The sequence below is a fragment of the Sphingomonas sp. PL20 genome (assembly GCF_017875905.1).
In the GTDB taxonomy this organism is placed as follows: domain Bacteria; phylum Pseudomonadota; class Alphaproteobacteria; order Sphingomonadales; family Sphingomonadaceae; genus Sphingomonas; species Sphingomonas echinoides.
Genome location: NZ_JAGINH010000002.1, coordinates 4,210,622 through 4,231,356 on the forward strand (window position 1 = coordinate 4,210,622; position 20,735 = coordinate 4,231,356).

General features: G+C 61.6%; 26 protein-coding genes. 14 read left to right on the forward strand and 12 right to left on the reverse strand.

All coding sequences use genetic code 11. From position 1 onward, the window contains the following. Positions 1-98 precede the first annotated feature (98 nt). Positions 99-455: a flagellar biosynthetic protein FliQ gene (locus H4W01_RS19895; RefSeq protein ID WP_066110663.1), complete on the reverse strand. Its 357-nt coding sequence runs from the start codon at positions 453-455 to the stop codon at positions 99-101. A 182-nt stretch (positions 456-637) separates the two neighbouring features. Here H4W01_RS19895 and H4W01_RS19900 point away from each other — a divergent pair, with 182 nt between their 5' ends. The 3 genes from H4W01_RS19900 to cueR all read left to right on the forward strand — a co-directional run bounded on the left by H4W01_RS19900 (position 638) and on the right by cueR (position 4,426). Beyond that, positions 638-1,570 (forward strand): NAD(P)/FAD-dependent oxidoreductase, encoded by a 933-nt coding sequence (locus H4W01_RS19900; RefSeq protein WP_260591667.1) that lies wholly within the window; start codon positions 638-640, stop codon positions 1,568-1,570. A gap of 208 nt (positions 1,571-1,778) precedes the next feature. Next, positions 1,779-4,043, forward strand: a complete 2,265-nt coding sequence (locus H4W01_RS19905) for a heavy metal translocating P-type ATPase (protein WP_156440437.1) — start codon at positions 1,779-1,781, stop codon at positions 4,041-4,043. Continuing rightward, positions 4,040-4,426 carry a Cu(I)-responsive transcriptional regulator gene (cueR, locus tag H4W01_RS19910; protein WP_126849286.1) on the forward strand — a complete coding sequence of 129 codons (387 nt, stop codon included), beginning with the start codon at positions 4,040-4,042 and terminating at the stop codon, positions 4,424-4,426. Before H4W01_RS19905 ends, cueR begins: the two co-directional genes overlap by 4 nt. 129 nt (positions 4,427-4,555) lie before the next feature. Here cueR and H4W01_RS19915 read toward each other — a convergent pair whose 3' ends face one another. The 3 genes from H4W01_RS19915 to H4W01_RS19925 are packed head-to-tail and all read right to left on the reverse strand — an operon-like array spanning position 4,556 to position 5,886. Then, positions 4,556-4,669, reverse strand: a complete 114-nt coding sequence (locus H4W01_RS19915; RefSeq protein ID WP_081988753.1) for a DUF1289 domain-containing protein — start codon at positions 4,667-4,669, stop codon at positions 4,556-4,558. Positions 4,670-4,679: 10 nt separating this feature from the next. After that, positions 4,680-5,600 (reverse strand): CDF family Co(II)/Ni(II) efflux transporter DmeF, encoded by a 921-nt coding sequence (gene dmeF, locus H4W01_RS19920; protein WP_029622632.1) that lies wholly within the window; start codon positions 5,598-5,600, stop codon positions 4,680-4,682. Positions 5,601-5,610: 10 nt separating this feature from the next. Further along, the gene (locus tag H4W01_RS19925; protein WP_010405486.1) at positions 5,611-5,886 is read right to left on the reverse strand and encodes a metal/formaldehyde-sensitive transcriptional repressor; all 276 of its coding nucleotides are present in this window, start codon (positions 5,884-5,886) and stop codon (positions 5,611-5,613) included. 109 nt (positions 5,887-5,995) lie between these two features. Between H4W01_RS19925 and H4W01_RS19930 the strand changes: the two genes are divergently transcribed. From H4W01_RS19930 to arsH, 6 genes are read left to right on the forward strand one after another with little or no spacing between them, the layout of a single operon-like run. Continuing rightward, positions 5,996-6,328 carry an ArsR/SmtB family transcription factor gene (locus H4W01_RS19930; RefSeq protein ID WP_029622631.1) on the forward strand — a complete coding sequence of 111 codons (333 nt, stop codon included), beginning with the start codon at positions 5,996-5,998 and terminating at the stop codon, positions 6,326-6,328. An 11-nt stretch (positions 6,329-6,339) separates the two neighbouring features. Continuing rightward, the gene (locus tag H4W01_RS19935) at positions 6,340-6,867 is read left to right on the forward strand and encodes an arsenate reductase ArsC (RefSeq protein ID WP_010405484.1); all 528 of its coding nucleotides are present in this window, start codon (positions 6,340-6,342) and stop codon (positions 6,865-6,867) included. Continuing rightward, a complete protein-coding gene (arsC, locus tag H4W01_RS19940; RefSeq protein WP_010405483.1) occupies positions 6,867-7,298 on the forward strand; it encodes an arsenate reductase (glutaredoxin) in 432 nt (143 codons plus the stop codon). The genes H4W01_RS19935 and arsC overlap by 1 nt, the downstream gene beginning before the upstream one ends. Further along, positions 7,295-8,362, forward strand: a complete 1,068-nt coding sequence (gene arsB, locus H4W01_RS19945) for an ACR3 family arsenite efflux transporter (RefSeq protein WP_010405482.1) — start codon at positions 7,295-7,297, stop codon at positions 8,360-8,362. The genes arsC and arsB overlap by 4 nt, the downstream gene beginning before the upstream one ends. After that, positions 8,359-8,790, forward strand: a complete 432-nt coding sequence (gene arsN2, locus H4W01_RS19950; protein WP_010405481.1) for an arsenic resistance N-acetyltransferase ArsN2 — start codon at positions 8,359-8,361, stop codon at positions 8,788-8,790. The genes arsB and arsN2 overlap by 4 nt, the downstream gene beginning before the upstream one ends. After that, on the forward strand, positions 8,790-9,530 hold the full coding sequence (gene arsH, locus H4W01_RS19955; protein ID WP_010405480.1) for an arsenical resistance protein ArsH: 741 nt from the start codon (positions 8,790-8,792) through the stop codon (positions 9,528-9,530). Before arsN2 ends, arsH begins: the two co-directional genes overlap by 1 nt. A 23-nt stretch (positions 9,531-9,553) precedes the next feature. Here the strand turns inward: arsH and H4W01_RS19960 are convergent, their stop codons facing one another. Continuing rightward, positions 9,554-9,970, reverse strand: a complete 417-nt coding sequence (locus H4W01_RS19960) for a MerR family transcriptional regulator (RefSeq protein WP_010405478.1) — start codon at positions 9,968-9,970, stop codon at positions 9,554-9,556. A gap of 72 nt (positions 9,971-10,042) precedes the next feature. Between H4W01_RS19960 and H4W01_RS19965 the strand changes: the two genes are divergently transcribed. Together H4W01_RS19965 and H4W01_RS22940 are read left to right on the forward strand one after the other, a co-directional pair. Next, entirely contained in the window at positions 10,043-10,411 is a 369-nt protein-coding gene (locus H4W01_RS19965) for a hypothetical protein (protein WP_050810912.1), read from the forward strand. Beyond that, positions 10,404-10,631: a GDCCVxC domain-containing (seleno)protein gene (locus tag H4W01_RS22940; protein WP_299110964.1), complete on the forward strand. Its 228-nt coding sequence runs from the start codon at positions 10,404-10,406 to the stop codon at positions 10,629-10,631. Before H4W01_RS19965 ends, H4W01_RS22940 begins: the two co-directional genes overlap by 8 nt. A gap of 164 nt (positions 10,632-10,795) precedes the next feature. On the opposite strand, the gene H4W01_RS19970 is transcribed toward H4W01_RS22940, so the two are convergent. The 4 genes from H4W01_RS19970 to H4W01_RS19985 form a co-directional block, all read right to left on the reverse strand. After that, positions 10,796-13,765 carry a Tn3 family transposase gene (locus H4W01_RS19970; protein WP_209609247.1) on the reverse strand — a complete coding sequence of 990 codons (2,970 nt, stop codon included), beginning with the start codon at positions 13,763-13,765 and terminating at the stop codon, positions 10,796-10,798. Positions 13,766-13,856: 91 nt separating this feature from the next. Next, positions 13,857-15,275, reverse strand: a complete 1,419-nt coding sequence (gene merA / locus H4W01_RS19975) for a mercury(II) reductase (protein WP_004213247.1) — start codon at positions 15,273-15,275, stop codon at positions 13,857-13,859. A 37-nt stretch (positions 15,276-15,312) separates the two neighbouring features. Then, a complete protein-coding gene (locus H4W01_RS19980; RefSeq protein ID WP_004213249.1) occupies positions 15,313-15,642 on the reverse strand; it encodes a heavy-metal-associated domain-containing protein in 330 nt (109 codons plus the stop codon). Positions 15,643-15,654: 12 nt separating this feature from the next. After that, the gene (locus tag H4W01_RS19985) at positions 15,655-16,050 is read right to left on the reverse strand and encodes a mercuric transporter MerT family protein (RefSeq protein WP_014072602.1); all 396 of its coding nucleotides are present in this window, start codon (positions 16,048-16,050) and stop codon (positions 15,655-15,657) included. A gap of 76 nt (positions 16,051-16,126) precedes the next feature. On the opposite strand from H4W01_RS19985, the gene H4W01_RS19990 reads away from it, so the two are divergent. Further along, positions 16,127-16,549 carry a MerR family transcriptional regulator gene (locus H4W01_RS19990; protein ID WP_039330852.1) on the forward strand — a complete coding sequence of 141 codons (423 nt, stop codon included), beginning with the start codon at positions 16,127-16,129 and terminating at the stop codon, positions 16,547-16,549. Positions 16,550-16,719: 170 nt separating this feature from the next. Next, positions 16,720-17,280 (forward strand): recombinase family protein, encoded by a 561-nt coding sequence (locus tag H4W01_RS19995; RefSeq protein ID WP_004213255.1) that lies wholly within the window; start codon positions 16,720-16,722, stop codon positions 17,278-17,280. 9 nt (positions 17,281-17,289) lie between these two features. On the opposite strand, the gene H4W01_RS20000 is transcribed toward H4W01_RS19995, so the two are convergent. The 3 genes from H4W01_RS20000 to H4W01_RS20010 form a co-directional block, all read right to left on the reverse strand. Beyond that, entirely contained in the window at positions 17,290-17,961 is a 672-nt protein-coding gene (locus tag H4W01_RS20000) for an MFS transporter (protein WP_209612918.1), read from the reverse strand. 113 nt (positions 17,962-18,074) lie between these two features. Further along, positions 18,075-19,547, reverse strand: a complete 1,473-nt coding sequence (locus tag H4W01_RS20005) for an efflux transporter outer membrane subunit (RefSeq protein ID WP_209609306.1) — start codon at positions 19,545-19,547, stop codon at positions 18,075-18,077. A gap of 59 nt (positions 19,548-19,606) precedes the next feature. Next, positions 19,607-19,909: a DUF3861 domain-containing protein gene (locus H4W01_RS20010; RefSeq protein WP_209609303.1), complete on the reverse strand. Its 303-nt coding sequence runs from the start codon at positions 19,907-19,909 to the stop codon at positions 19,607-19,609. A gap of 74 nt (positions 19,910-19,983) precedes the next feature. On the opposite strand from H4W01_RS20010, the gene H4W01_RS20015 reads away from it, so the two are divergent. Continuing rightward, on the forward strand, positions 19,984-20,439 hold the full coding sequence (locus tag H4W01_RS20015; protein ID WP_209609301.1) for a MarR family winged helix-turn-helix transcriptional regulator: 456 nt from the start codon (positions 19,984-19,986) through the stop codon (positions 20,437-20,439). Positions 20,440-20,735 lie beyond the last annotated feature (296 nt).

Below are 20,735 nucleotides of genomic sequence, written 5' to 3' on the forward strand. Positions count from 1 at the left end.
TGCTCCCCCCTTCGCCCCAATCTCCTCGGACGCTAGCACTCTGTTTCGCGGACCACCAGATTTGCGGGAGCCGCCCGGGCCTAATAAAAGGCCTGCGATCAACGTATGTCGTCCGGAATATGCATCAGCAGGTCGCGGGTATAGTCGATCAGGAGATCGCCGACGGTAGCCCCGTAGATTGCAAGAAACAGGATGAACGCCAGAAGCTTCGGGACAAAGCTGACCGTCTGTTCGTTGATCGATGTCGCGGCCTGGACCATGGAAATAACCAGCCCGACGACCAGCATCAAAATGAGCGGAGGCCCTGCGATGATCATGATGACCCAGAGTGCTTGGCCCATCGAAACCGAAAAAGGACTGTATGTCTCCAATTCGCCTCCCCCGGTGACGGGGTCGCGGCGCCAGGACGTGCGCCTAGCGATCCTTGCGGGGCGAGTGGCGTGGAGAGAGATCATTGCTTCCGATCCGTCTTCGCCACGTCCACTCGCCCCCGCGCCACGCTGCGACCCGTGGGCACCTCATTTGTCCATCCTGTCGGTTGATGGGCTACATCTGACTTACGCATCGACGGCTCTGACCCCTCGCGCCCATCTGCATTTTCTCGAGAGAAGCGCCTGCTTTCGAGGGCACGTGCCGCATGCCGCGTAATAGCAATGTCGATCAACGTCAGCGAAAGGCATGCATGTACGACTGCATTATCATTGGCGGAGGTCCCGCAGGCCTAACGGCTGCCACCTATCTGGGCCGGTTTCTGCGAGCTACGCTGGTCGTCGATGCGGGGCCGGGCCGGGCGGCCCGAATCCCAACGACACATAACCTCCTTGGATTTCCAGACGGAATATCTGGCGCGGATCTGCTGTCGCGTATGCGTCAACATGCAGTTCGCTACGGTGCCGAATTGGCCAATGGAGTCGTCGAGCGCGTCGAACGCGCCGATACTGGATTTATCGCCTATACGGGCTCCCAGGCCATCGAGGCACGAACCATATTGCTCGCCCAAGGCGTGACAAATCATCGACCGAGAATAGAGCAGGAAGCGCACGATCGAGGCGTTGCCCAAGGGTTGATACGCTATTGTCCGATCTGCGATGCCTACGAGATCCGCGGCAGGAGAGTCGCCGTGCTGGGCTGTTCCGACCACGGCGCGGCCGAGGCGATTTTCGTTCGCCACTACAGCGATACCGTCACCCTGCTCACTCAGGATGCTTCGGAACTCTCGCAAGCTGACGAGGCAAATCTGGTTCGGAACGCTATTAGGGTCGAGCGAGCACCTGTCAGCGATTTGTCGGTCAACGAGAAAGACCTTCTCGTCCATTTAGCCGATGGCCGATCGCTCCAACTCGACACTCTATATGTTGCTCTTGGGACCTCCGCTCACTCAGAACTGGCGCGGATGGCTGGTGCCGAATTGGCTCCGTCAGGTTGCATCGTCGTCGATGAGCATCAGCAAACGACGATCAGCGGTATGTTCGCCGCCGGCGACATGGTCGAAGGGCTGGACCAAATCGCGGTAGCGGCGGGCCAGGCGGCCAGGGCGGCGACCACCATTCACAATCGATTGTCTGGATGACCCTGTAGACGGGGTCGAGCACGCAAAAATATATGAGAGGTGGGGGTTGACCCTGACATGATGTCAGACCCCACATTGCCTTTCGTCGATAAGGAGACGAGCCGTGACTGATCCTATTCCTGCGAGCAAATCTGGTGCGCATAGCTGCTGCGCGGGCAAGCACGATGCCACCACGGGCGCGAAGACGGCCAAGGATCCGGTATGCGGCATGATGGTCGATCCGGCTGTCACCTCTCATCATGTCTCGGATGGGGGAAAGGAATATTATTTCTGTAGTGCGGGATGCCGCGCCAAGTTCGCCGCCGACCCCGAGCGCTATTTGTCTGAGGATAGTAACAGGCCCGCGGCGGCCCAGCCCGGCGCCATCTGGACCTGCCCCATGCACCCGCAGATCCGTCAGGATCATCCCGGGCCATGCCCGATCTGTGGCATGGCCCTCGAGCCGGAGGTTGTAACTGCAGACTCGGGGCCAAGCGCTGAACTGCTCGATATGTCTCGCAGGTTTTGGATCGCTTTGGCGCTTACGGTGCCCATCTTCGTACTGGAAATGGGCGGACACCTGTTCCCGGCGCTGCACAGCCTCATTTCCGAGCGCATATCGGGCTGGCTCCAGTTCGCTCTGGCAACCCCGGTCGTGATCTGGGCGGGCTGGCCATTTTTCGAACGTGGTTGGGCCTCTGTCCGGACGCGCAACCTCAACATGTTCACCTTGATCGCGATGGGGACGGGCGTGGCCTGGGCTTATAGTGTGGTGGCCACTGCAGCGCCGGGCATATTCCCTGCAGCTTTTCGTATGATGGACGGCACGGTCGCGATCTATTTCGAGGCGGCTGCCGTGATCACCGTCCTTGTCCTCCTGGGCCAGGTTCTTGAGTTGCGCGCTCGCGAGCGTACCTCGGGCGCAATCAAGGCTCTTCTCAATCTCGCTCCCAAGACCGCGCGCAGGATTATGGCGGACGGGAATGACGAAGAAGTCGCGATCGACCTGATCGCTGTCGGCGACCGACTGCGGGTCCGCCCCGGCGAAAAAGTACCCGTAGATGCCATCGTCGAGGAGGGCCGCTCCTCCATAGATGAATCGATGGTCACCGGCGAATCCATGCCGGTGACGAAAACGGTCGGCGCCCATGTAGTGGCCGGAACGGTGAACCAGACGGGATCGCTCATCGTGCGCGCCGACAAGATCGGCCGCGATACAATGCTGGCGCGGATCGTTCAAATGGTCGCCGATGCGCAGCGATCGCGCGCTCCGATCCAGCGCATGGCTGACAAGGTCGCTGGCTGGTTCGTACCCGCTGTGCTCGGCATCGCGCTGCTCTCCTTCGCGATTTGGGCGATCTGGGGTCCAGAGCCGCGATTGGCACACGGCCTCGTTGCGGCCGTTGCGGTATTGATTATTGCTTGCCCCTGCGCGTTGGGGCTTGCGACTCCGATGTCGATCATGGTCGGTATCGGGCGCGGCGCTGGGCTTGGTGTCCTGATCAAGAATGCCGAGGCGCTCGAGCGAATGGAGAAGGTCGATACGATCGTCGTCGACAAGACCGGCACCCTGACCGAGGGACGCCCTTCCCTGACCGCCATCGTGGCGATGGACGGCTTTTCGGAGGATGATATTCTTCGGTTGGCCGCTGGCGTCGAACGGGCATCCGAACATCCCTTGGCGCTTGCGATCGTCGCTGCGGCCAAGCTCCGCCAGCTCGACATTCCTGAAGTTTCGGATTTCGACTCGCCCACGGGCAAAGGCGCTGTCGGCACCGTCGGTGGCAAACGCATATTCCTGGGTGCTGGAGCTTATCTAGACGAGAATGGCATCGATGTATCGACAGAAGCCACGCAGGCAGATGACATGCGGGCGGACGGCGCCACTGCGATCTTCGCGGCGGTCGATGGCCGCGTCGCAGGAATTCTCGCAATTGCAGATCCTATCAAGGCAACAACTGCTGAAGCGCTGGCGGCGCTGCGAAAGGAAGGCATCAGCGTCGTCATGCTGACCGGCGACAATCGAACGACAGCCCAGGCCGTGGCTCGTAAACTTGGTATCGACGCGGTTGAAGCGGAAGTCCTGCCCGATCAGAAAAGCGCAGTCGTGCTGCGCCTGCAACGCGAAGGCCGTGTGGTTGCAATGGCGGGCGATGGAGTGAACGATGCGCCAGCGCTGGCGGCGGCCGACGTCGGCATCGCCATGGGTTCGGGGACGGACGTCGCCATCGAGAGCGCAGGCGTGACGCTGCTCAAAGGCGATCTCAATGGGATCTTGCGCGCGCGACGGCTGAGCGAGGCGACGATGGCCAATATCCGCCAGAATCTTTTCTTTGCCTTCATCTACAATGCCGCAGGCGTCCCCATCGCTGCAGGTTTGCTCTACCCGGTGTTCGGCATTCTTCTGTCGCCCATTATCGCTGCAGCAGCGATGGCCCTCTCGTCCGTCAGCGTCGTCACCAATGCGCTGCGTCTCAACCGCGTGGCACTGTGAACATCGGCGGCGCATCAGCGGCGAGCAGCGTCTCGCAGCGGATGATCCGCCACTACGAGAAGATCGGTCTCATTCCGCCGCCGCCGCGGCGTGACGGTGGCTATCGAGACTATTCTGACGCTGACGTACATCGGCTGCGTTTCATCGCCAATGCCCGCGATCTCGGTTTTCCGATCGAAGAAATCCGAAAGCTGCTTGGTCTCTGGTCTGATCGCGATCGCGCGAGCGCGGAAGTCAAGGCGCTGGCGGAATCGCGCGCCGCGGACCTCGGCCGGAAGGCGGACGCGCTCAATGCGATGCGCGAAGCATTGCTCGACCTGGCGAAGGGCTGCCACGGCAACGAGCGGCCCGAATGTCCGATAATCACGCGCCTGGCCTCCTGAGCCTATCTGGCGGGGTCGGAAGATCGCCAGCAGGGCACGCTAGCCGCAAGGCTAGCCGATTCACTTGTGCAGGCCGCGTCCTGCCAGCTTCGCGAGCCGGCGCGGTAGGTCGGCAGCGATTTTGCGTTGCTATTGCGGCTGCGCCTTCTTCCATGTCCTGCATTCGGGTTTGGACCTGCCGCACCCTCGGCACCAGCCGGTCGAACCGTTGAACGCGCACAAGTCTATGCACGGGGACTTCACGCGTGCGCTTTCAATGGCATTCGATTGTCAGATGCTTCAACTCGTGGACGGGGACGAGCCGGTTACGGATAACACCCGCATCGATGCCCACGCCACCAACAACACCGACGATCGCGGCATGGGCGTCAGGGCCGACGCGCCAGACATGGAGATCGGAAATGCGCGCATCTCCTGGTCCTTCGACAAGATCCTGTATTTCCTCGGCAACGTGATTGTCTGTCGTATCGAGAAGGACTGCGGCGGTATCGCGCATCAAGCTCCAGGACCAGCGAGCGATCACCACTGCCCCGACGATTCCCATGACAGGGTCCATCCAGACCCAGCCCAGATAGCGGCCTGCCAGAAGAGCCGTGATCGCCAACACAGAGGTGAGAGCGTCGGCGAGGACGTGCACATAGGCTGAGCGGAGGTTATTGTCGCCGCCATGGGCATCATGGTCATGGGCGTGATCGTCATGACCGTGATGATGGTGGCTACCCGAGAGCAGGAATGCACTGACGATGTTCACGCCGAGCCCAATGACCGCAATCACCGTTGCTTCGCCAAACGCGACCTTGATGGGTTCGAACAGCCGCAGGATCGATTCGACCCCGATCCCCAAGGCGATAAGGCCTAGCACGAGCGCCGAAGCGAAGCCTGCCAAGTCGCCGACCTTCCCGGTTCCGAAGCTGAACCGTCCACTGGATGCATGCCGCTTGGCATAGGCATAGGCAATCGCTGCGACACTCAGCGCCCCGGCATGGGTCGCCATATGAAAACCGTCGGCAAGGAGCGCCATCGAGCCGGTAACATAGCCGGCGAAGATTTCGCCGATCATCATCACAGCCGTCAGCACCACAACCCACAAGGTCCTGCGGGCGTTCTCGTCGTGAGAGGCCCCAAGATACACATGGTCGTGTGTAAAGGCTTCAATGTCGCGGGACGTGGTCAATATCTCAGCCTCATTTTGCGTAGCGGCGTATGACCGCGATCAGTTCTTCCGCCCCTGCGGCGCGCTCCTCGGCCGGAAGATCGGGATGCGCCACATGGGCGCGGACATGCTCTTCGATAATCTCGTCCATGAGGCCGTTGATGGCACCGCGTGTCGCTGCAACCAGGTGCAGCGTCGTCGTGCAGTCCGTCCCTGCCGCCAGCGCTTTTTCAATCGCCGTGACCTGACCGGCGATGCGGCGCACCCGCTTCAGGAGTTCATCATTGCCTTCGGTCAAATGTCCCATAGCATACCCCCCTATCCTATAGACAGGCGCGCCGCCATAGCGATCAACTGGAAAATTGATTCACTGAATGGGGCTGGCGTCCGCACCATATATCTATAATAGCGGATATATGGAATCGGTATCTGCTATCTCGGCGCTAGGAGCGCTTGCGCAAACAACGAGGCTCGATGCCTTTCGTCTTCTGGTTCGGCACGAACCCGATGGACTCGCCGCGGGCGAGGTCGCGCGGGCGCTCGACGTGCCGCAGAACACCATGTCAGTGCATCTGGCGACCCTCGCGCGCGCTGGGCTCATTCGTTCCGAGCGACGCAGCCGGATCATCAACTACCGTGCCGACCTCGACCAGTTGAAGGCGCTCACGCTGTTCCTCGTCAAGGATTGCTGCGGCGGCAAGGCGGAGCTGTGCGAGCCGCTGATCGCCGAACTTTTCCCCTGCTGCTGATGGAGCCCATCATGTCCGATCGCGTCTTCAACATCCTCTTCCTGTGTACAGGTAACTCGGCACGCTCGATTCTCGCGGAGAGTGCGCTCACCAAGCTGGGCAACGGACGCTTCCGTGCCTTCTCCGCTGGGAGCTATCCCAAGGGTGCGGTCAATCCCGACGCCATCGCCTTGCTCGAACGGACCGAATATCCGACCGATGGCCTGCGATCGAAGAGCTGGGACGAGTTCTCCGGACCTGACGCGCCGGTGATGGATTTCGTGTTCACCGTCTGCGACGACGCGGCCGGCGAGACCTGCCCGATCTGGCCCGGCCATCCCGTCACCGCCCATTGGGGGATCGAAGATCCGAGCCACGTTCTGGGCACCCCTGTCGAACGTGAGCGCGCCTTCGGCACGGCGCTCCGCTACCTCGAGAACCGCATCAAGCTCTTCATCGCGCTCCCGTTCGAGAAACTCGAGGCTCGTGCGCTGCAAGCCCAGGTTCGCGAGATCGGCCATGGCGAAGGTGCGAGCAGCCGTCGCGGGGATGCGGCCTGATGCCAATCGACATGATCATCTACCACAACCCTGAGTGCGGCACCTCGCGTAACACGCTGGCGATGATCCGTAATGCCGGGATCGAGCCGCATGTCGTGGAGTATCTGAAGACCCCGCCGTCGCGGCCTATGCTGGTGTCGCTGATCGAACGTATGGGGATCGCACCCCGCGCTCTCCTGCGCGAGAAGGGCACGCCGTTTGCGGAACTGGGGCTTGGTGATGTGTCGCTCGGCGATGACCAATTGATCGATGCGATGATGGCGCATCCGATCCTCATCAACCGCCCGATCGTCGTATCGCCGCTCGGCGTGAAACTCTGTCGCCCTTCCGAACAGGTGCTCGACCTGCTGCCGAACGCGCAGCTTGGCGCCTTCGCCAAGGAGGACGGCGAACAGGTCATCAACGCAGCCGGCAACAGGGTCGGCGCATGACGGCCCCGATCGCGGCGCCGGCCAAGCCGGCGATCAGCACGTTCGAGCGCTATCTCAGTGCCTGGGTTGCGCTCTGCATCGTCGTCGGCATTGCCCTTGGCTACGCATTGCCAGGCTTGTTCAGGGCGATCGCATCGGCCGAAGTCGCGCGGGTCAACCTCGTGGTCGCCGTGCTGATCTGGTTGATGATCATCCCCATGCTGCTCAAGATCGATCTCGGCGCGCTGGGGTCGGTCAGGCGGCACTGGAAGGGCGTCGGCGTGACGCTCTTCATCAACTGGGCGGTGAAGCCGTTCTCCATGGCGCTGCTTGGCACGGTCTTCCTTGGCTGGCTGTTTCGGCCGCTCCTGCCGGCCGCCGACATCAGTTCCTATATCGCCGGCCTGATCCTGCTGGCGGCCGCACCCTGCACCGCGATGGTGTTCGTCTGGTCGAACCTTTGCGACGGCGACCCGACCTATACGCTGAGCCAGGTCGCGCTGAACGACGTCATCATGGTGTTTGCCTTTGCACCGCTGGTCGCCCTGCTGCTCGGCGTCGCATCGATCACGGTCCCGTGGGACACGCTGCTGATCTCGGTGGCGCTCTACATCGTGGTGCCGGTGATCGTTGCACAACTTGTCCGTCGCGCCCTGCTGTCGGCGGGCGGTCAGCCGACACTGGATCGGATGTTGGCCCGGCTGGGTCCGGTGTCACTCATGGCGCTCCTGACGACACTCGTCCTACTGTTCGGCTTTCAGGGTGAGGCAATCATCGCCCATCCATTGGTGATCGCCCTGATCGCGGTGCCGATCCTGATCCAGGTCTATTTCAACGCTGGCCTCGCCTACTGGCTCAGCCACCGGTTCGGTGTCGCCTGGTGCGTGGCCGCGCCCGCCGCGCTGATCGGCGCATCCAACTTCTTCGAGTTGGCGGTCGCCGCTGCGATAAGCCTGTTCGGGCTCAATTCGGGCGCGGCGCTTGCGACCGTGGTCGGCGTGCTGGTCGAGGTTCCGGTCATGCTGTCGGTGGTGAAGATCGTGAAGGCGACCCGGCCCTGGTATGAGGAGCGGGTGCCGGCATGATCGCGACAGCGCTCGACACCACCGTGCTATCCGATCTGGCGGCCGATCTTGCTGAAGCCGGCCTGCCGACCAGTGACCTTGCCGAACCGGGACGTCGCTTCTTCCGGTTCGAGGATGCTGCCGGTATCGTCGGATATGCTGGCATGGAGGGCGACGGGCCTGATCGGCTGCTGCGATCGCTGATCGTGAAGCCTAATCGGCGCAGCGGCAGCATGGGCACTGCCATTCTCGGCGCGATCGAGCAGGCGGCGACCGAGGAAGGCGTTGCTTCCCTCTATCTGCTGACCACCACGGCCGAACCGTTCTTCCGGCGGCATGGCTATGTCATGGCCAACCCTGCCGATGCGCCCGACGCCATAACCGGATCGGCCGAGTTTCGGTCGCTGTGCCCGGCGAGCGCCGCCTTCCTCTCCAAGCGGATTGCCTGATGTCACGTCTTCGTATCCTTGCCGACCCCGATTTCACGCCGGCGCTCGATCGCGACGTGATTCGCCCTGATTTCGCGACGGGGCTCGGTTCGCTCGATCATCCGCCGCGCATCCTGCTGCTCTACGGTTCGCTCCGCGAGCGGTCGTTCAGCCGGCTTGCTGTCGAGGAAGCGGCACGGTTGTTGATCCTGTTCGGCGCCGAGGTGCGAATATTCGACCCAAGCGATTTGCCATTGCCCGATCAGGTGAAGGCCGATGACCACCCCGCCGTCCACGAATTGCGCGAGCATTCCTTGTGGTCGGAAGGTCAGGTGTGGTGCAGCCCGGAGCGGCACGGCCAGATCACCGGCATCATGAAGGCCCAGATCGACCATCTTCCACTGGAGTTCGGCGGCATGCGGCCGACACAGGGCCGAACGCTCGCTGTCATGCAGGTGTCAGGCGGATCGCAGTCGTTCAATGCCGTCAACACGCTTCGGCTGCTTGGTCGCTGGATGCGGATGTTCACGATCCCCAACCAGTCGAGCGTCGCGATGGCGTTCAAGGAGTTTGACGAAGCGGGGCGAATGAAGCCGTCCAGCTATTATGATCGCATCGTCGATGTGATGGAGGAACTGGTTCGGTTCACTGTTCTTACCCGGGGTCATGCGGATCAACTCGTCGATCGATATTCCGAGCGCAAGACGGCGGCCGCCAAGCGCGACGCCGTGAAGGACCTTGCGTCGCAGTCGGTCGGCTGACCTGATCCGGACAGCCTCCGGGTCTACCGCGCTTCTGCAGTGCAAAGCGTTTCTAGCAAGGGACAGCCCAAGGTGTCGCCGGCTTCGCAGGCGGCGACGGTGTCGCCGAGCACTTGTTCCATACGGCGAAGGTCGGCGATTTTCAGGCGGATATCCCGCAGATGCTTGCTCGCCAGATCGCGCGCCTGCGCGCACGAGGCAACGCCCCCGTCGGCAAGTGCCAACAGCGCTCGCACCGCGTCGATCGGGAAGCCCAGTTCGCGCGCACGTCGCACGAACGACAGTCGCCGAACATCCGACGGGCAATAGGCGCGGTATCGCCCGCGGCGCAGCGGTACCGGGAGGACACCGATGCGTTCATAATAGCGGATCGTCTCGATGTTGCAGCCCGTGCGCTGCGAGAGTTCGCCGATCGGGATCGTGGTACCGGACGTCGCCATCATCAAATTTCCCTTGAGTCTGTAGTAGCTACAGACACTAGGCTAGGATCGCACCGGTCTCAAGGAGTCGCCATGTCTGAACCTTCTTCCAATCCACATTCGCCGAAGGGATTGGGAACCGCGTCTCTCACTCTCGGAGGAATCGCGGCAGGTTTCGGCGTTGCAGCTTGCTGTGCCCTGCCGATGCTGCTGGCTTCAGTCGGTATCGGATCGGCATGGCTGGCCGGAATCGCCATGGCCGCGCTCCCCTATCGCGTGGCGCTCCTTGCGATCGGCGCACTATGCCTCCTTGCAGGCGCCGCACTTCTCGTTCGTCAGCAAGCGGCGGCAGCGCGCTGCGCATCGGACGCCGCATGCACCTCTCGCGTCACGCGGCTCATCACTCTTGCCGGCCTGCTGATCGGTGCCATCCTGCTCTGGCTGGGCTATGTCTATGTCTGACATCAGCCCGGAGCTAAGTTCGACGATCACCTGTCCCGAGTGCGGCACGATGACGACCGAGCAGATGCCAACGAACGCCTGCCAGTTTTTCTACGACTGTACTGGCTGCAACGCTATGCTTCGGCCCAAGCCCGGCGATTGCTGTGTGTTCTGTTCGTATGGAACTGTTCCCTGTCCGCCGATTCAGATCGATGGCAAGGGCGCGCACTGTTGCAGCTAGTTTCCGGTGTTGTCGTGGACGAAGTATAATAGAACGAAGGATCGAAGCGAAACGGCCTGCAACAATCTGTGTCGAGGTCGCGGTCAGGTGTCCGCAACGTAAAGGGCGTCACCTCAAGGTTTGTTCGCCAGACAACGATTTCTCGGACATAAGCGGAACATGGGCTACGCTACACGCTTCAACCGCGCCATTGGCTCGTTGAGTGGGTGGAATTCACCTGCTGGAAGTCGCCTGGCCTGCTCCCAGAGGTAATCGCCGGTCAGACTGATGTGCGCCCAGCCCATCGGAGAAAGGTGCGCAAGCAGTGCCGCATCGAACGTCGTGCCGACAGCGTTGAGGTGCTGGGCGGCCCGGTCGAGATAGACCGTGTTCCAGTAGGAAATCGCCGCAATCAGCAGGTTCAGCCCAGATGCGCGAAATTCCTGATTTTCCAGCGAGCGATCGGTGAACCGACCCTGCCGGTTGGTATAGATGGCGGCGGCAAGCGTGTGCCTCGCCTCGCCTTTGTTGAGACCGGCCTGACAGGCACGTCGCAGTTCCGGTTGTTCAAGCCAATCGAGCGTGAACAAAGTGCGCTCGATACGGCCCAGTTCAGCCAATGCAAAATCCAGCCTGTTCTGGCGTTTGTAGGCGGCAAGTTTTCGCAAGATTACTGACGGCGCCACCGTGCCATCCTTGATTGAGGCGACAATCCTGACGATGTCATCCCAATCGGCCTCGATCGCTGCCGTTTTGATGGTACGGCCAATCAGATTTTCGATGCCCTTGTATGTCGATGGCGCAGCGATCGAACCCAGCTTGCGGTCGCCAATATCGCGCAGCCGGGGCGCGAAGCGGAACCCGAGTAGGTGGCAGAGTGCGAAAACATGATCGGTGGCGCCGCCGGTATCGGTATAGTGCTCATGCAACGGAAGGTTGCCGGCGCCCAGGACAAGCCCGTCGAGCACGTAAGGCGCTTCACCTGCCGTCGCGGACATGATCCGTGATCCGAATGATGCGAAGTGATCGGAAAGGTGAGAATAGATTTTCACGCCAGGTTCGGCGCCATATTTGGCATTGACGTCCGCCGCCCCTGAACGGCTCCGCCCCGACCGGAAGAACTGGCCATCGGACGACGAACTGGTGCCAGCGCCCCAATGCCGCGCGAAGGGTAATTCGTGATGGGCTGAGATGATCATGGCCAGCGCGGCCTGATAGTTCTCGGGTGAAAGATACCAGTTGTGGGTCCATGCGAGTTGGGCATAGCTGACGCCTTCGCTGGCATTGGCCATCCGCTCCAGCCCGAGGTTGGTGCCATCAGCCAGAATTGCGGCGAGTACCGTGCTGGGGTTGTCGTGCTCCTTGCCTGAGCGCAGGTCACGGAATGCGTTCAAAAAACCAGTGCGTTCGGCGACTTCAAGCAGCAGCTCGGTGATGCGCACGCGGGGAAGCAGGGTATCGAGCTTGCGATCGAGGGCTTCAGCTTCCGGTGGGGTGACAGGCGGCATTTGCTGAAGCTTGAGCCGGTCTCGTTCGAGCGACACTCCCTCAAGCTTGTTTGTTTTCAACTGCTTGGCAAATCGGCGCAGCCGCCAGTCAAGATTTCGTGCCCGGTCAGCGAGGTAGGATGCAGCATTTGAATCGAACGGAAGCACATCCGCCACTTTGGCGGCGTCGCGCCGACCCAGCAAATAGGCATCGAAGCGCTGATAGTTGCGGGTTCCCTCGATCCATACATCACCGGCGCGCAAACGATCACGCAAGGTTGCCATGATCGCAATTTCATAACGTCGGCGGTCGATACGGCCGCTTTCGGTGATGAGACGCTTCCACTGCCGATTGGGGAATGGCAGTGGAACGCCATCGGGAAGGTCGCGCGACTTTCGTGTGTTCGCATCGCGAATGACATCGATGGCTTTGATCAGTGCCGTCCCTGTTCCAGACGCCTTGAAGGTGAAGGCGTCCAGAAATGCCGGGCTGAAACGCCGTAGCGTGGCGTAACGCTCGGTTGCCGTTACCAGTGCGTCCTCGCCGGCAAGATCAGCAAGGGCATCTACTTGGGCCTTTGCCGCAACAAGCCGGTGCCAGCCCACCGCTTCGTCAATCAATTCGAGCGGATCGCCGCCATTCTGGACAGCCTCATCAAGTGCTGTAATCGTGGCGCCAAACAGCCGCATGAGTTGCCCCACCGACTGAATACTATCTTGGTAGCGACGCTCGCGCCCACGCCGCGCGCGCGTGAACATGCCGCCGATAAGTCGGTCAAACATTTGGATCGCGCCATCGGCAAGTCTGGCCTCAAGGTCGATCACTGCGGCCGTCAACGTCGCCCGCCTGCGATTGACGCTGTAATCCGAAAGCAGGAATGCCGGTGCCACGCCGCCCTCGCGGACAAATTGGGCAAAGCGGAATTCCGGAATGGCGCCCCCAACTACCGGGTGGATACCTATGCCGCGAACATAGCGCAGGCGCTCAAGCAAGCCATTGATATTGGCCGCAGTCGGGGCTTCTTCGAAATTACGCAACCACGCCAGCGGTGTCATGCCGAAATCCGGGTTGTTGATTACGAGTTCGTCTAGCCGTGTCAGTTCAGCAGAGCTGAGGCCTTCGACGATTGCGGCTGCGGCAGCTTTGCGTGCGCGTGCCCGGCCAGCAAGACCGGCGCGTTCCAGTGTGTCGCCTGACGGAAGAATGAACCGCTCACCCTTCAGGCCAACCATGAGGGCGCGAACAATCGGTTCACCTCTGTCTGTATACTCGGCGGCTTGCGCGGCAAGATTCAGGGCAAGTGCCAGGTCGCCGCGTCGAAACGGGCGTATGCCAAGATAACGCGCCACGAGATCGGCATGATCGGTACGGGTTTGCGCGCGCTGACCATATGCAGAGAAGGAGGAAGGATCGACGAATAACTGTGCCGCGAGGTACTGAAGAATGACGTCGGGAAGCCCGATCTCGGGTTGCAGACCAAAGCCGGGATGTCGCATCAAAGCGATTTGTGCAGCCAGACCGAGGCGATTTGCTGGACCATAGCGGCGCCCAACCAATTCAACATCTTCCGCAGAAAGGGTATAATGCCCAATGATCGCGGTTTCTTGGACAGGAGGATCGAACAGGCGCCGGCGCTCGTCTCCGGTCAGAAGTCGGCGTCGTGCCATTTTGCTCTCCCGCTGAGGCGAATAACAAAATTGACACCAAAGCGGCTTGCACTGGAGGGAGGCCATTCGTTGCCGGTTGATCCCCGAGCAATCACCCGGCGCAGCAAGACAGTTTGGCGACATCCTTATCAAACGTTTGGGCCGCCAGTTTGAGGCCTTCCACAGTGGTCAGGTAAGGAAATATCGTTGCACCCAATTCCAGGGTGGTCATGCCGTGTTTGATCGCCAGCACCAGTGTCTGGATCGAATCCGCGCCTTCGGGTGCCATGATCTGGCCGCCCAGCAAACGGTCGTTCGCCTTGTCGGCAATCAGTTTGATGAGACCCCGCGTATCGCGTGCTGCCAGTGCCCTTGGCACAGCATCGAGCGGGAGCAGCGAAACCTTGATGTCCAGGCCTTGCGCCCGTGCTGTCGTTTCAGTGAGGCCGGCGCTGGCGACTTGCGGGTCGGTGAAGACGACGGATGGCATGGAGGAATTGTCGTAGCGGTATTGGTTGCCCGTCACCGCGTTGCGCGCGGCCAGTTTTGCGCCATAGGCGGCCATGTAGACGAACTGGTCCCGTCCCGTTACATCGCCCGCCGCGTAAATGCCTGGAACCGACGTTTCGAGGTGGTCATCGACGACGATTCCACCATTACGGGCAAGCACTATGCCGCGCTCCTCCAGCCCAAGCCCGTCGCTATTGGGTCGGCGTCCGGTGGCGATGAGCACCTGTTCCGCCGCGACGGTGTCACAATGCCCCTCGCAGGTCAATTCGACCCCGCTCTGTGTTTGGGCGATACGCTGATAGCCGACACCTGCGCAAACCCGCACGCCCTCGGCTTCCAAATAGTTTTTCAGCGCGGCACTCACTTCCGGGTCCATTTCGGGGAGCAGGCGGCTTCGGCAGCAGATGGTGACATCAACGCCCAGACGCGAAAACATCTGTCCCAGTTCTACCCCGATCACCCCGCCACCGATCACCAGCAGCGATTTGGGCAAGCGATCCAGCGCCAGCGCCGATGTGCTGGTTAGGTAGGGCACGCTGTCCATCCCCGGAATCGGCGGCACGGCGGCGTGCGCACCCATCGCCAATATGACCTTGCCGACCTTCATGGGCGCATCGCCGACAATCAGCGCACCATCGGCAAAGCGTGCCTTGCCCTCGATATAGCTCACACCGTCATAGGCGGGCAGCAGATCGACATATTTTTTTTGGCGCAGCGTCGTGACAAGATCGTCCTTCGACGCCGCCAATACGGACCAGTCATCCATCTGGACAGCGCCCCCAAGGCCGGGAAAGCGCGCGGCGGCAAGCCCACCATGCACCGCTTCGGCGGCGCGGATCAGCGTCTTGGAAGGAACGCAGCCAACATTGACACAGGTGCCGCCAATCGTGCCGTGACCGACGAGCGCCACTTTCGCGCCCAGATCGGCAGCGGCGATCGCGGCGGAGAACCCGGCAGAACCCGCGCCGATGACGGCCACGTCAAATCCTTCCTGCCCGGGGCGGTTGCAACAGTCGTTCATTGCTTATCGCTTTCTTGAGGCGCTGGCGGCGCCCCGCTCAGTTTTGAATAGCGCGCGCCGGATAACCCGCGTTGGTTGATGCAGCGGCAATCGCAGCAGCATTGGTGCGGCGCGGGTTATAGGTTGCGCGCGCGGTCTTGGCTGCGAAATCGACCGTGACCGCCGTTACCCCGGCGACGCCTTCCATCGCCTTCTTCACGGTGATCGGGCAGGTGGCGCAGGTCATGTTCTCTATGGCAAAGGTGGTTTGCTTCTGAGCGGTTGCGGTAGCCGCGGGGCGATCTTGCGCCGTGCCACTAACTGCATAGGCGACCCCGCCGCCAGCCATAGCCAGCACGGCCATAGCGATACATACTGTCTTTTTCATGGGTATTTCCTTTCAATAGAACCAGGGTGCCCACCAGTCGATGGTGAGCGCCAGGATGGCGACGGCAAGGCCCAGCCACAGCACCGCCTTGGTGGTCCAAGCCGATTGTGGACGAGCGCAGTAGGAACCGTCTTCACAGGGCGGTTTCGGCTTGAAATAGACATGCCAGAAGCCGTAGCCGAGCAGCGCGAGCGTTACGCCTGCGACATAGGGCTTGTAAGGTTCGAGCGCCGTCAGGTTGGCGATCCACGCGCCGGAAATTCCGAGCATAACCAACAGTAGCGGGACGACGCAGCAAGCCGAGGCGAGCCCCGCGCCGATCAATGCGCCCGCCGCAACCCAGTTTGCCTGCTTCGGCTCGTGGTTTTCGGTGAGGGCTGGCTGTCCCGCTTCCGGCGTTGAGACCATGGCTTGAATCCCTTGTTCCAACTGAGTGATTCGCAGTGTAGGCTCTGTAGCCACTACAGACTCAAGAGGTATTTTCATGGAGCAACAGGTCGGCATCTTGCGTGCCCAGCTTGCCCGGAAAACAGGCTGCAATCTCGAAACCATCCGCTATTACGAGAAGGTGGGATTGCTGCCGGGGCCGCCTCGCAGTTCCAACGGCTACCGCGTCTATTCGCCGGAACTGGTGCAAAGGTTGCAGTTCATCCTGCGCGCGCGCGACCTTGGCTATGCAATGGATGACATACGGTCATTGTTGTCGCTCACCGATACCGGTGCACAAACCTGCGCGGAGGTTATGGCGAGAACCGAACTCCACCTTGAAGATGTCCGCCGCCGCATTGCAGATTTGCAGAAGATAGAGGTGACGCTGGCGACCACGTTAGCCAGATGCACTGGAGATGACGTTGCCGAATGTCCCATCCTGGAAGCACTCCAGTTTTTACCCCATCAAGGCAATTGACGCCATCTTTGAGGGATTTGATTTTGTGATGTCAGCTTGGAGTATAGCCTAACCGGACGTCAGGGCGCTACCGCGGTTTCTGTCAGATTAGGGTACTAAACGGAATTTGTTGACGAATGTCGTTGCGTATCATAGATTTCAACCTGACATTTTGATGGAGAGAGTGCGCAGTGAAGGGGCAACGGATCGGCTATGTCCGGGTCAGCACGTTCGATCAGAATGTGGATCGCCAATTGGAAGGTCAGTCGCTCGATCGGACCTTCACCGACAAGGCATCGGGCAAGGACGTCAACCGCCCCCAGCTTGAGGCTCTGCTCACTTTCGCCCGCGAAGGCGATACCGTCGTCGTCCACAGCATGGATCGGTTGGCCCGCAATCTGGATGACCTGCGCAAGCTGGTCCAGGGCCTCACCAAGCGAGGTATCCGGATCGAGTTTGAGAAGGAAAGCCTGTCCTTCTCGGGGGAGGACTCCCCGATGGCCAATCTGATGCTCTCGGTCATGGGTGCGTTTGCTGAGTTCGAGCGCGCCCTGATCCGCGAACGGCAACGCGAAGGCATTGCGATCGCTCGGCAGCGCGGCGCCTATCGGGGGCGGAAACGGTCGCTCTCGGATGAGATGATTGCCGATCTGCACCGCCGCGTTGCCGCCGGTGAACGCAAGGCGACCATCGCGCGCGACATGGGCATCAGCCGCGAAACCCTCTACCAGTACCTTCGCGCCGCTGCCTGACACCAATGTTCACATTATGTCCGGAAAATCGTTGTTCAGCGTACAAAGCTTGAGGTGACGCCAGTCCAGGCGCTCGCCTTCCAGCAAGCCGATGGCCAACAGCGCCAGTCCCAGCGGCCCGGTCGCAAACCCGAGCCAATCGATCTCACGAAAGCGCTCGGTGCGCACCGGGTCCTGCGGCAGGCCCCACCAAACCGCCCAGAGAGCGAGCAGGCCGGCCGGGATGATCTGCCAATAGACCAGACGCCAGTCGCCGAGATCATCCACCCAGGCGGACGCAAGCCAGGTGGCGAGGTTGGGCGCGAAGGTTGCCGTCAGCGAGTACAGGCCGAGCCCGTGCAGCTTGATGGAAGGGGGCAGGAAGCGCAGCGCTGCGGTCATCAGCAGCGGGATCATTGCTCCGCCCAGCAGGCCTTGCAGCGCGCGGAGCGTCAGCAGCGAGCCGTAATCCGGCGCGAGCGGGAGCAGCATGCCAAGGGCCAGGAATCCAGCTACCAAGCCGAGGTGGAAGCGGCGGAACGAGAGGGTGACCGCGAACCAGGCAGCGATCGGCATCGCCGCAAGTTCGGCCGCGGTATATACGGTACCAAGCAGATGACCCGCATCGGCGCCAAGGCCGAGGGCGCCTTGCACATCCGTAAGGCCAAGCGCTCCGACCCTGTTGTTGAGGCCGGACATCATCGCGGCGATGAGGACGCCCGTTAGGCCCGTGGCAAGCTTAAGACCGAATGGAGCGGGCGGCGGAGCGCCGACAGGTGGCCCATCAAGCGATGGAGGCGCGTGGGTGATGGTAGTCACGAGGACTTCCCGACTGGTGCGGCGGGCGGCACCCAGCCACCGCCGAGCGCTTTGTAGAGGCTGGTCACCGCCACCGCGTGGGCCGCGCGGGCATCCGCCAATTCTACTTCGCGCTCCAGCTCGGCGCGCTCAGCGATCAACACGTCGTTATAGCCGGTGGCGCCGCTGCGATAGCGCCGCTCGGCGACATGGACGGCAATACGGCTTTGCTCGACGCCCTGCTGGGCCGCCGCGTAGCGGGCGCGTTCAGCGCGCATCGTCTCCAGGGCATCATCAATCTCGTGCCAGGCGCGCAGGACGGTGGCGCGGTAACGGATCGCCGCTGCCTGCTGGTCGGCCTCGACAAGCTGAAGCTGTCCCTTGAGGCGCCCGTTCTCGAAGATCGGCAGGTGCAGGCTGGGTCCGACGATGAACTGTCGCGCGCTCCAGCCTGCGAGGTCGGACAGGCCGAGCGCCTGCGTGCCGAAGCTTCCGGCCAGGGTCAGGCTCGGATAGAAGTCCGCCTTGGCGACACCGATGCGCGCCGTGGCGGCGTGTAACGCCGCTTCGGCGGCCAGGATATCGGGACGTGCACGCGCCAGATTGGAGGAAAGGCCCCCTGCGAGATCATCCGGCACGGTGACAAGTTCGGCAGCGGTCGACGCGAGAACGGTGTCGAGTGCATGCGGCTCCTGCCCGCAGAGCAGAGCGAGGGCGTTGCGCGCCGCAGCTGCTTCGCGAACCGTGCCGGGAATGCTGGCCTCGATCGCGGAGAGCTGAGCGGCTGCGGTCGCCGCGTCATACTGGCTGGCAGCGCCCTGCTGCTGGCGCTGCCGTGCGATCTCCAGCCCACGGGCCACCGTGCCGCGGTTGCGCTTCAGCACCTCGAGCCGGGCTTCGGCACCGCGGAGGGTCGCATAGACGCGTGCGACTTCAGCGCTCAGCGAAACCTGGAGCGCCTGCTGGTCATAGAAGGAGGCCTGAGCGTCGGCACGCGCAGCTTCACGATTGCGGCGGTTCTTGCCCCAGAGATCGATTTCCCACGACGCATCCACGCCGACTTGGAAGAGATCGTAAGCAGGTGAGCCGTTGCTGCCTGGCAGTGTCGTCGCACCGAACGGGTTCGAACCACCGGCGGCATCCGACGCGGGAGCTTCCGCTCCGGTCAGACCGAGGATACCCTTTGAGCTTGCCCGTTCCCGCATGTAGGACGCTGCCGCACCCGCACGCGGGCCCAGGTCGGCGCCGGCAATGCGCAAGGCGGCGCGGCTTCGCTGCACGCGCGTTGCCGCTTCCTGGATATCGAGGTTTCCCGCCAGCACCTGTTGTTCGATGGCGTCGAGGACTGGATCGCCAAATGCCTTCCACCAGTCCGCTGCGATGGGCCTGGTTGCGGCAAGGTCGGTGTTGATGGACGTAGAGGTCGCAGCAGGCGGCGGTGTCACTGTGGGACGGGAGAAATCCGGCCCGACAGTGCACGCCGCCAGCATCGACGTCGCGAGCAGGGCGATAAGGCGCCCAGTGCGGCCAGCAGTTGAAGCATGGCCAGTCATCCCTGCGCCGCTTCCTTTTTGGCGCCGCCTTTCAGCTGCTTCATGAACGTTCCGAAGTGCGGGAAGAGGTCTGCAAACAGCGGCTCGCGGCGATGGCGCAGCATGACCTCGCTGAACAGCTTCAAACCGATGGTGAACTCGGCCACCTCTTCTTCCGGCAAGACGCCACCACCTCGAACGCGCTCGATCAGTTGGAAGAGTTCGTCATGGTTGGTCACATCAAAGCTGAGACCCTCAGGATGGATCGCCGGAGGATCGGTCGCGAGGCTCTGGACGGTAATGCGATAAGAATGAGGCATGTGCGAATCCATCAGTTGATAGAATCAAGTGACATGGTTGCTTGATAGTGTCAACTGATATGGTATGATGAGTCATGGACGAATTGGTCAGCCTCCTCGGGGAAGTCTCCGCCGCCTTTCAGGCCCGCCTTCAGGAACTTGGGGCTATCCGGGTATTGGGGCTAGCGCCCTTTCAGGGGCGATTACTCGCAATCCTTCACCGGCGTCCCGGCAGCTCCCAGCAGGAGTTGGCCGCGTGGACAGGGCGTGACAAGGCGCAGATCGCACGCACGATCAAGGAACTGGAGGCCGCTGGCCTGCTTGCCCGCACCGCGCATGAGTCCGATTGGCGATCACATCGATTGAGCCTGACCGGCGATGGCGAGCGAGCGTGTGCTTTGTTGCTGAAAGAACGTGCCGCTCTCAGCGCCGCGGCAATGGCAAATCTGTCAGTGGAAGAGCGTCACCTGATGGCTGGCGCCCTTAGCAAGATGAAACAGCAACTCGACAATCTCGATGCCGGCGAGACGAACCACTCAAGCAGCGAGTAGAGAAGGAAAGAACCTTAGCCATCACAGCCGGGGCCCCGTATGTGGCAATCTACGCGATCTACGTGTCACAACCGGACGGTTTGACAACTTTACCCCCTAGCTCATCCAACGGCTTGCAGGGGTCAGAACGACCCCCAGAATGTCGGCTTCCGAAAACGGCAAATTGCCTCCGTTATGACCGCCTTTGGCTCGACAACCGGCAGGTCATACGCCGGAAGCCGCCATACGACCGAGCCGCAAGGAACGGCAGATTTTTCCCAAACCACATTATTCCCGACGGCTGTCCGACAAACAGG

Coding starts and splice junctions, on each gene's coding strand:
- arsB (WP_010405482.1), top strand. CDS start 7,295: ATGACGGCCCCGATCGCGGCGCCGGCCAAGCCGGCGATCAGCACGTTC.
- H4W01_RS20010 (WP_209609303.1), bottom strand. CDS start 19,909: ATGCCTCATTCTTATCGCATTACCGTCCAGAGCCTCGCGACCGATCCT.
- H4W01_RS19985 (WP_014072602.1), bottom strand. CDS start 16,050: ATGGTCTCAACGCCGGAAGCGGGACAGCCAGCCCTCACCGAAAACCAC.
- H4W01_RS19990 (WP_039330852.1), top strand. CDS start 16,127: ATGGAGCAACAGGTCGGCATCTTGCGTGCCCAGCTTGCCCGGAAAACA.
- H4W01_RS20000 (WP_209612918.1), bottom strand. CDS start 17,961: ATGATGTCCGGCCTCAACAACAGGGTCGGAGCGCTTGGCCTTACGGAT.
- H4W01_RS19960 (WP_010405478.1), bottom strand. CDS start 9,970: ATGGCGACGTCCGGTACCACGATCCCGATCGGCGAACTCTCGCAGCGC.
- H4W01_RS19965 (WP_050810912.1), top strand. CDS start 10,043: ATGTCTGAACCTTCTTCCAATCCACATTCGCCGAAGGGATTGGGAACC.
- H4W01_RS19905 (WP_156440437.1), top strand. CDS start 1,779: ATGATGGTCGATCCGGCTGTCACCTCTCATCATGTCTCGGATGGGGGA.
- H4W01_RS20015 (WP_209609301.1), top strand. CDS start 19,984: ATGGACGAATTGGTCAGCCTCCTCGGGGAAGTCTCCGCCGCCTTTCAG.
- H4W01_RS19970 (WP_209609247.1), bottom strand. CDS start 13,765: ATGGCACGACGCCGACTTCTGACCGGAGACGAGCGCCGGCGCCTGTTC.
- arsN2 (WP_010405481.1), top strand. CDS start 8,359: ATGATCGCGACAGCGCTCGACACCACCGTGCTATCCGATCTGGCGGCC.
- arsC (WP_010405483.1), top strand. CDS start 6,867: ATGCCAATCGACATGATCATCTACCACAACCCTGAGTGCGGCACCTCG.
- H4W01_RS20005 (WP_209609306.1), bottom strand. CDS start 19,547: ATGCTGGCGGCGTGCACTGTCGGGCCGGATTTCTCCCGTCCCACAGTG.
- arsH (WP_010405480.1), top strand. CDS start 8,790: ATGTCACGTCTTCGTATCCTTGCCGACCCCGATTTCACGCCGGCGCTC.
- H4W01_RS19980 (WP_004213249.1), bottom strand. CDS start 15,642: ATGAAAAAGACAGTATGTATCGCTATGGCCGTGCTGGCTATGGCTGGC.
- H4W01_RS19930 (WP_029622631.1), top strand. CDS start 5,996: ATGGAATCGGTATCTGCTATCTCGGCGCTAGGAGCGCTTGCGCAAACA.
- H4W01_RS19925 (WP_010405486.1), bottom strand. CDS start 5,886: ATGGGACATTTGACCGAAGGCAATGATGAACTCCTGAAGCGGGTGCGC.
- H4W01_RS19935 (WP_010405484.1), top strand. CDS start 6,340: ATGTCCGATCGCGTCTTCAACATCCTCTTCCTGTGTACAGGTAACTCG.
- merA (WP_004213247.1), bottom strand. CDS start 15,275: ATGAACGACTGTTGCAACCGCCCCGGGCAGGAAGGATTTGACGTGGCC.
- H4W01_RS19895 (WP_066110663.1), bottom strand. CDS start 455: ATGATCTCTCTCCACGCCACTCGCCCCGCAAGGATCGCTAGGCGCACG.
- H4W01_RS22940 (WP_299110964.1), top strand. CDS start 10,404: ATGTCTGACATCAGCCCGGAGCTAAGTTCGACGATCACCTGTCCCGAG.
- H4W01_RS19900 (WP_260591667.1), top strand. CDS start 638: ATGCCGCGTAATAGCAATGTCGATCAACGTCAGCGAAAGGCATGCATG.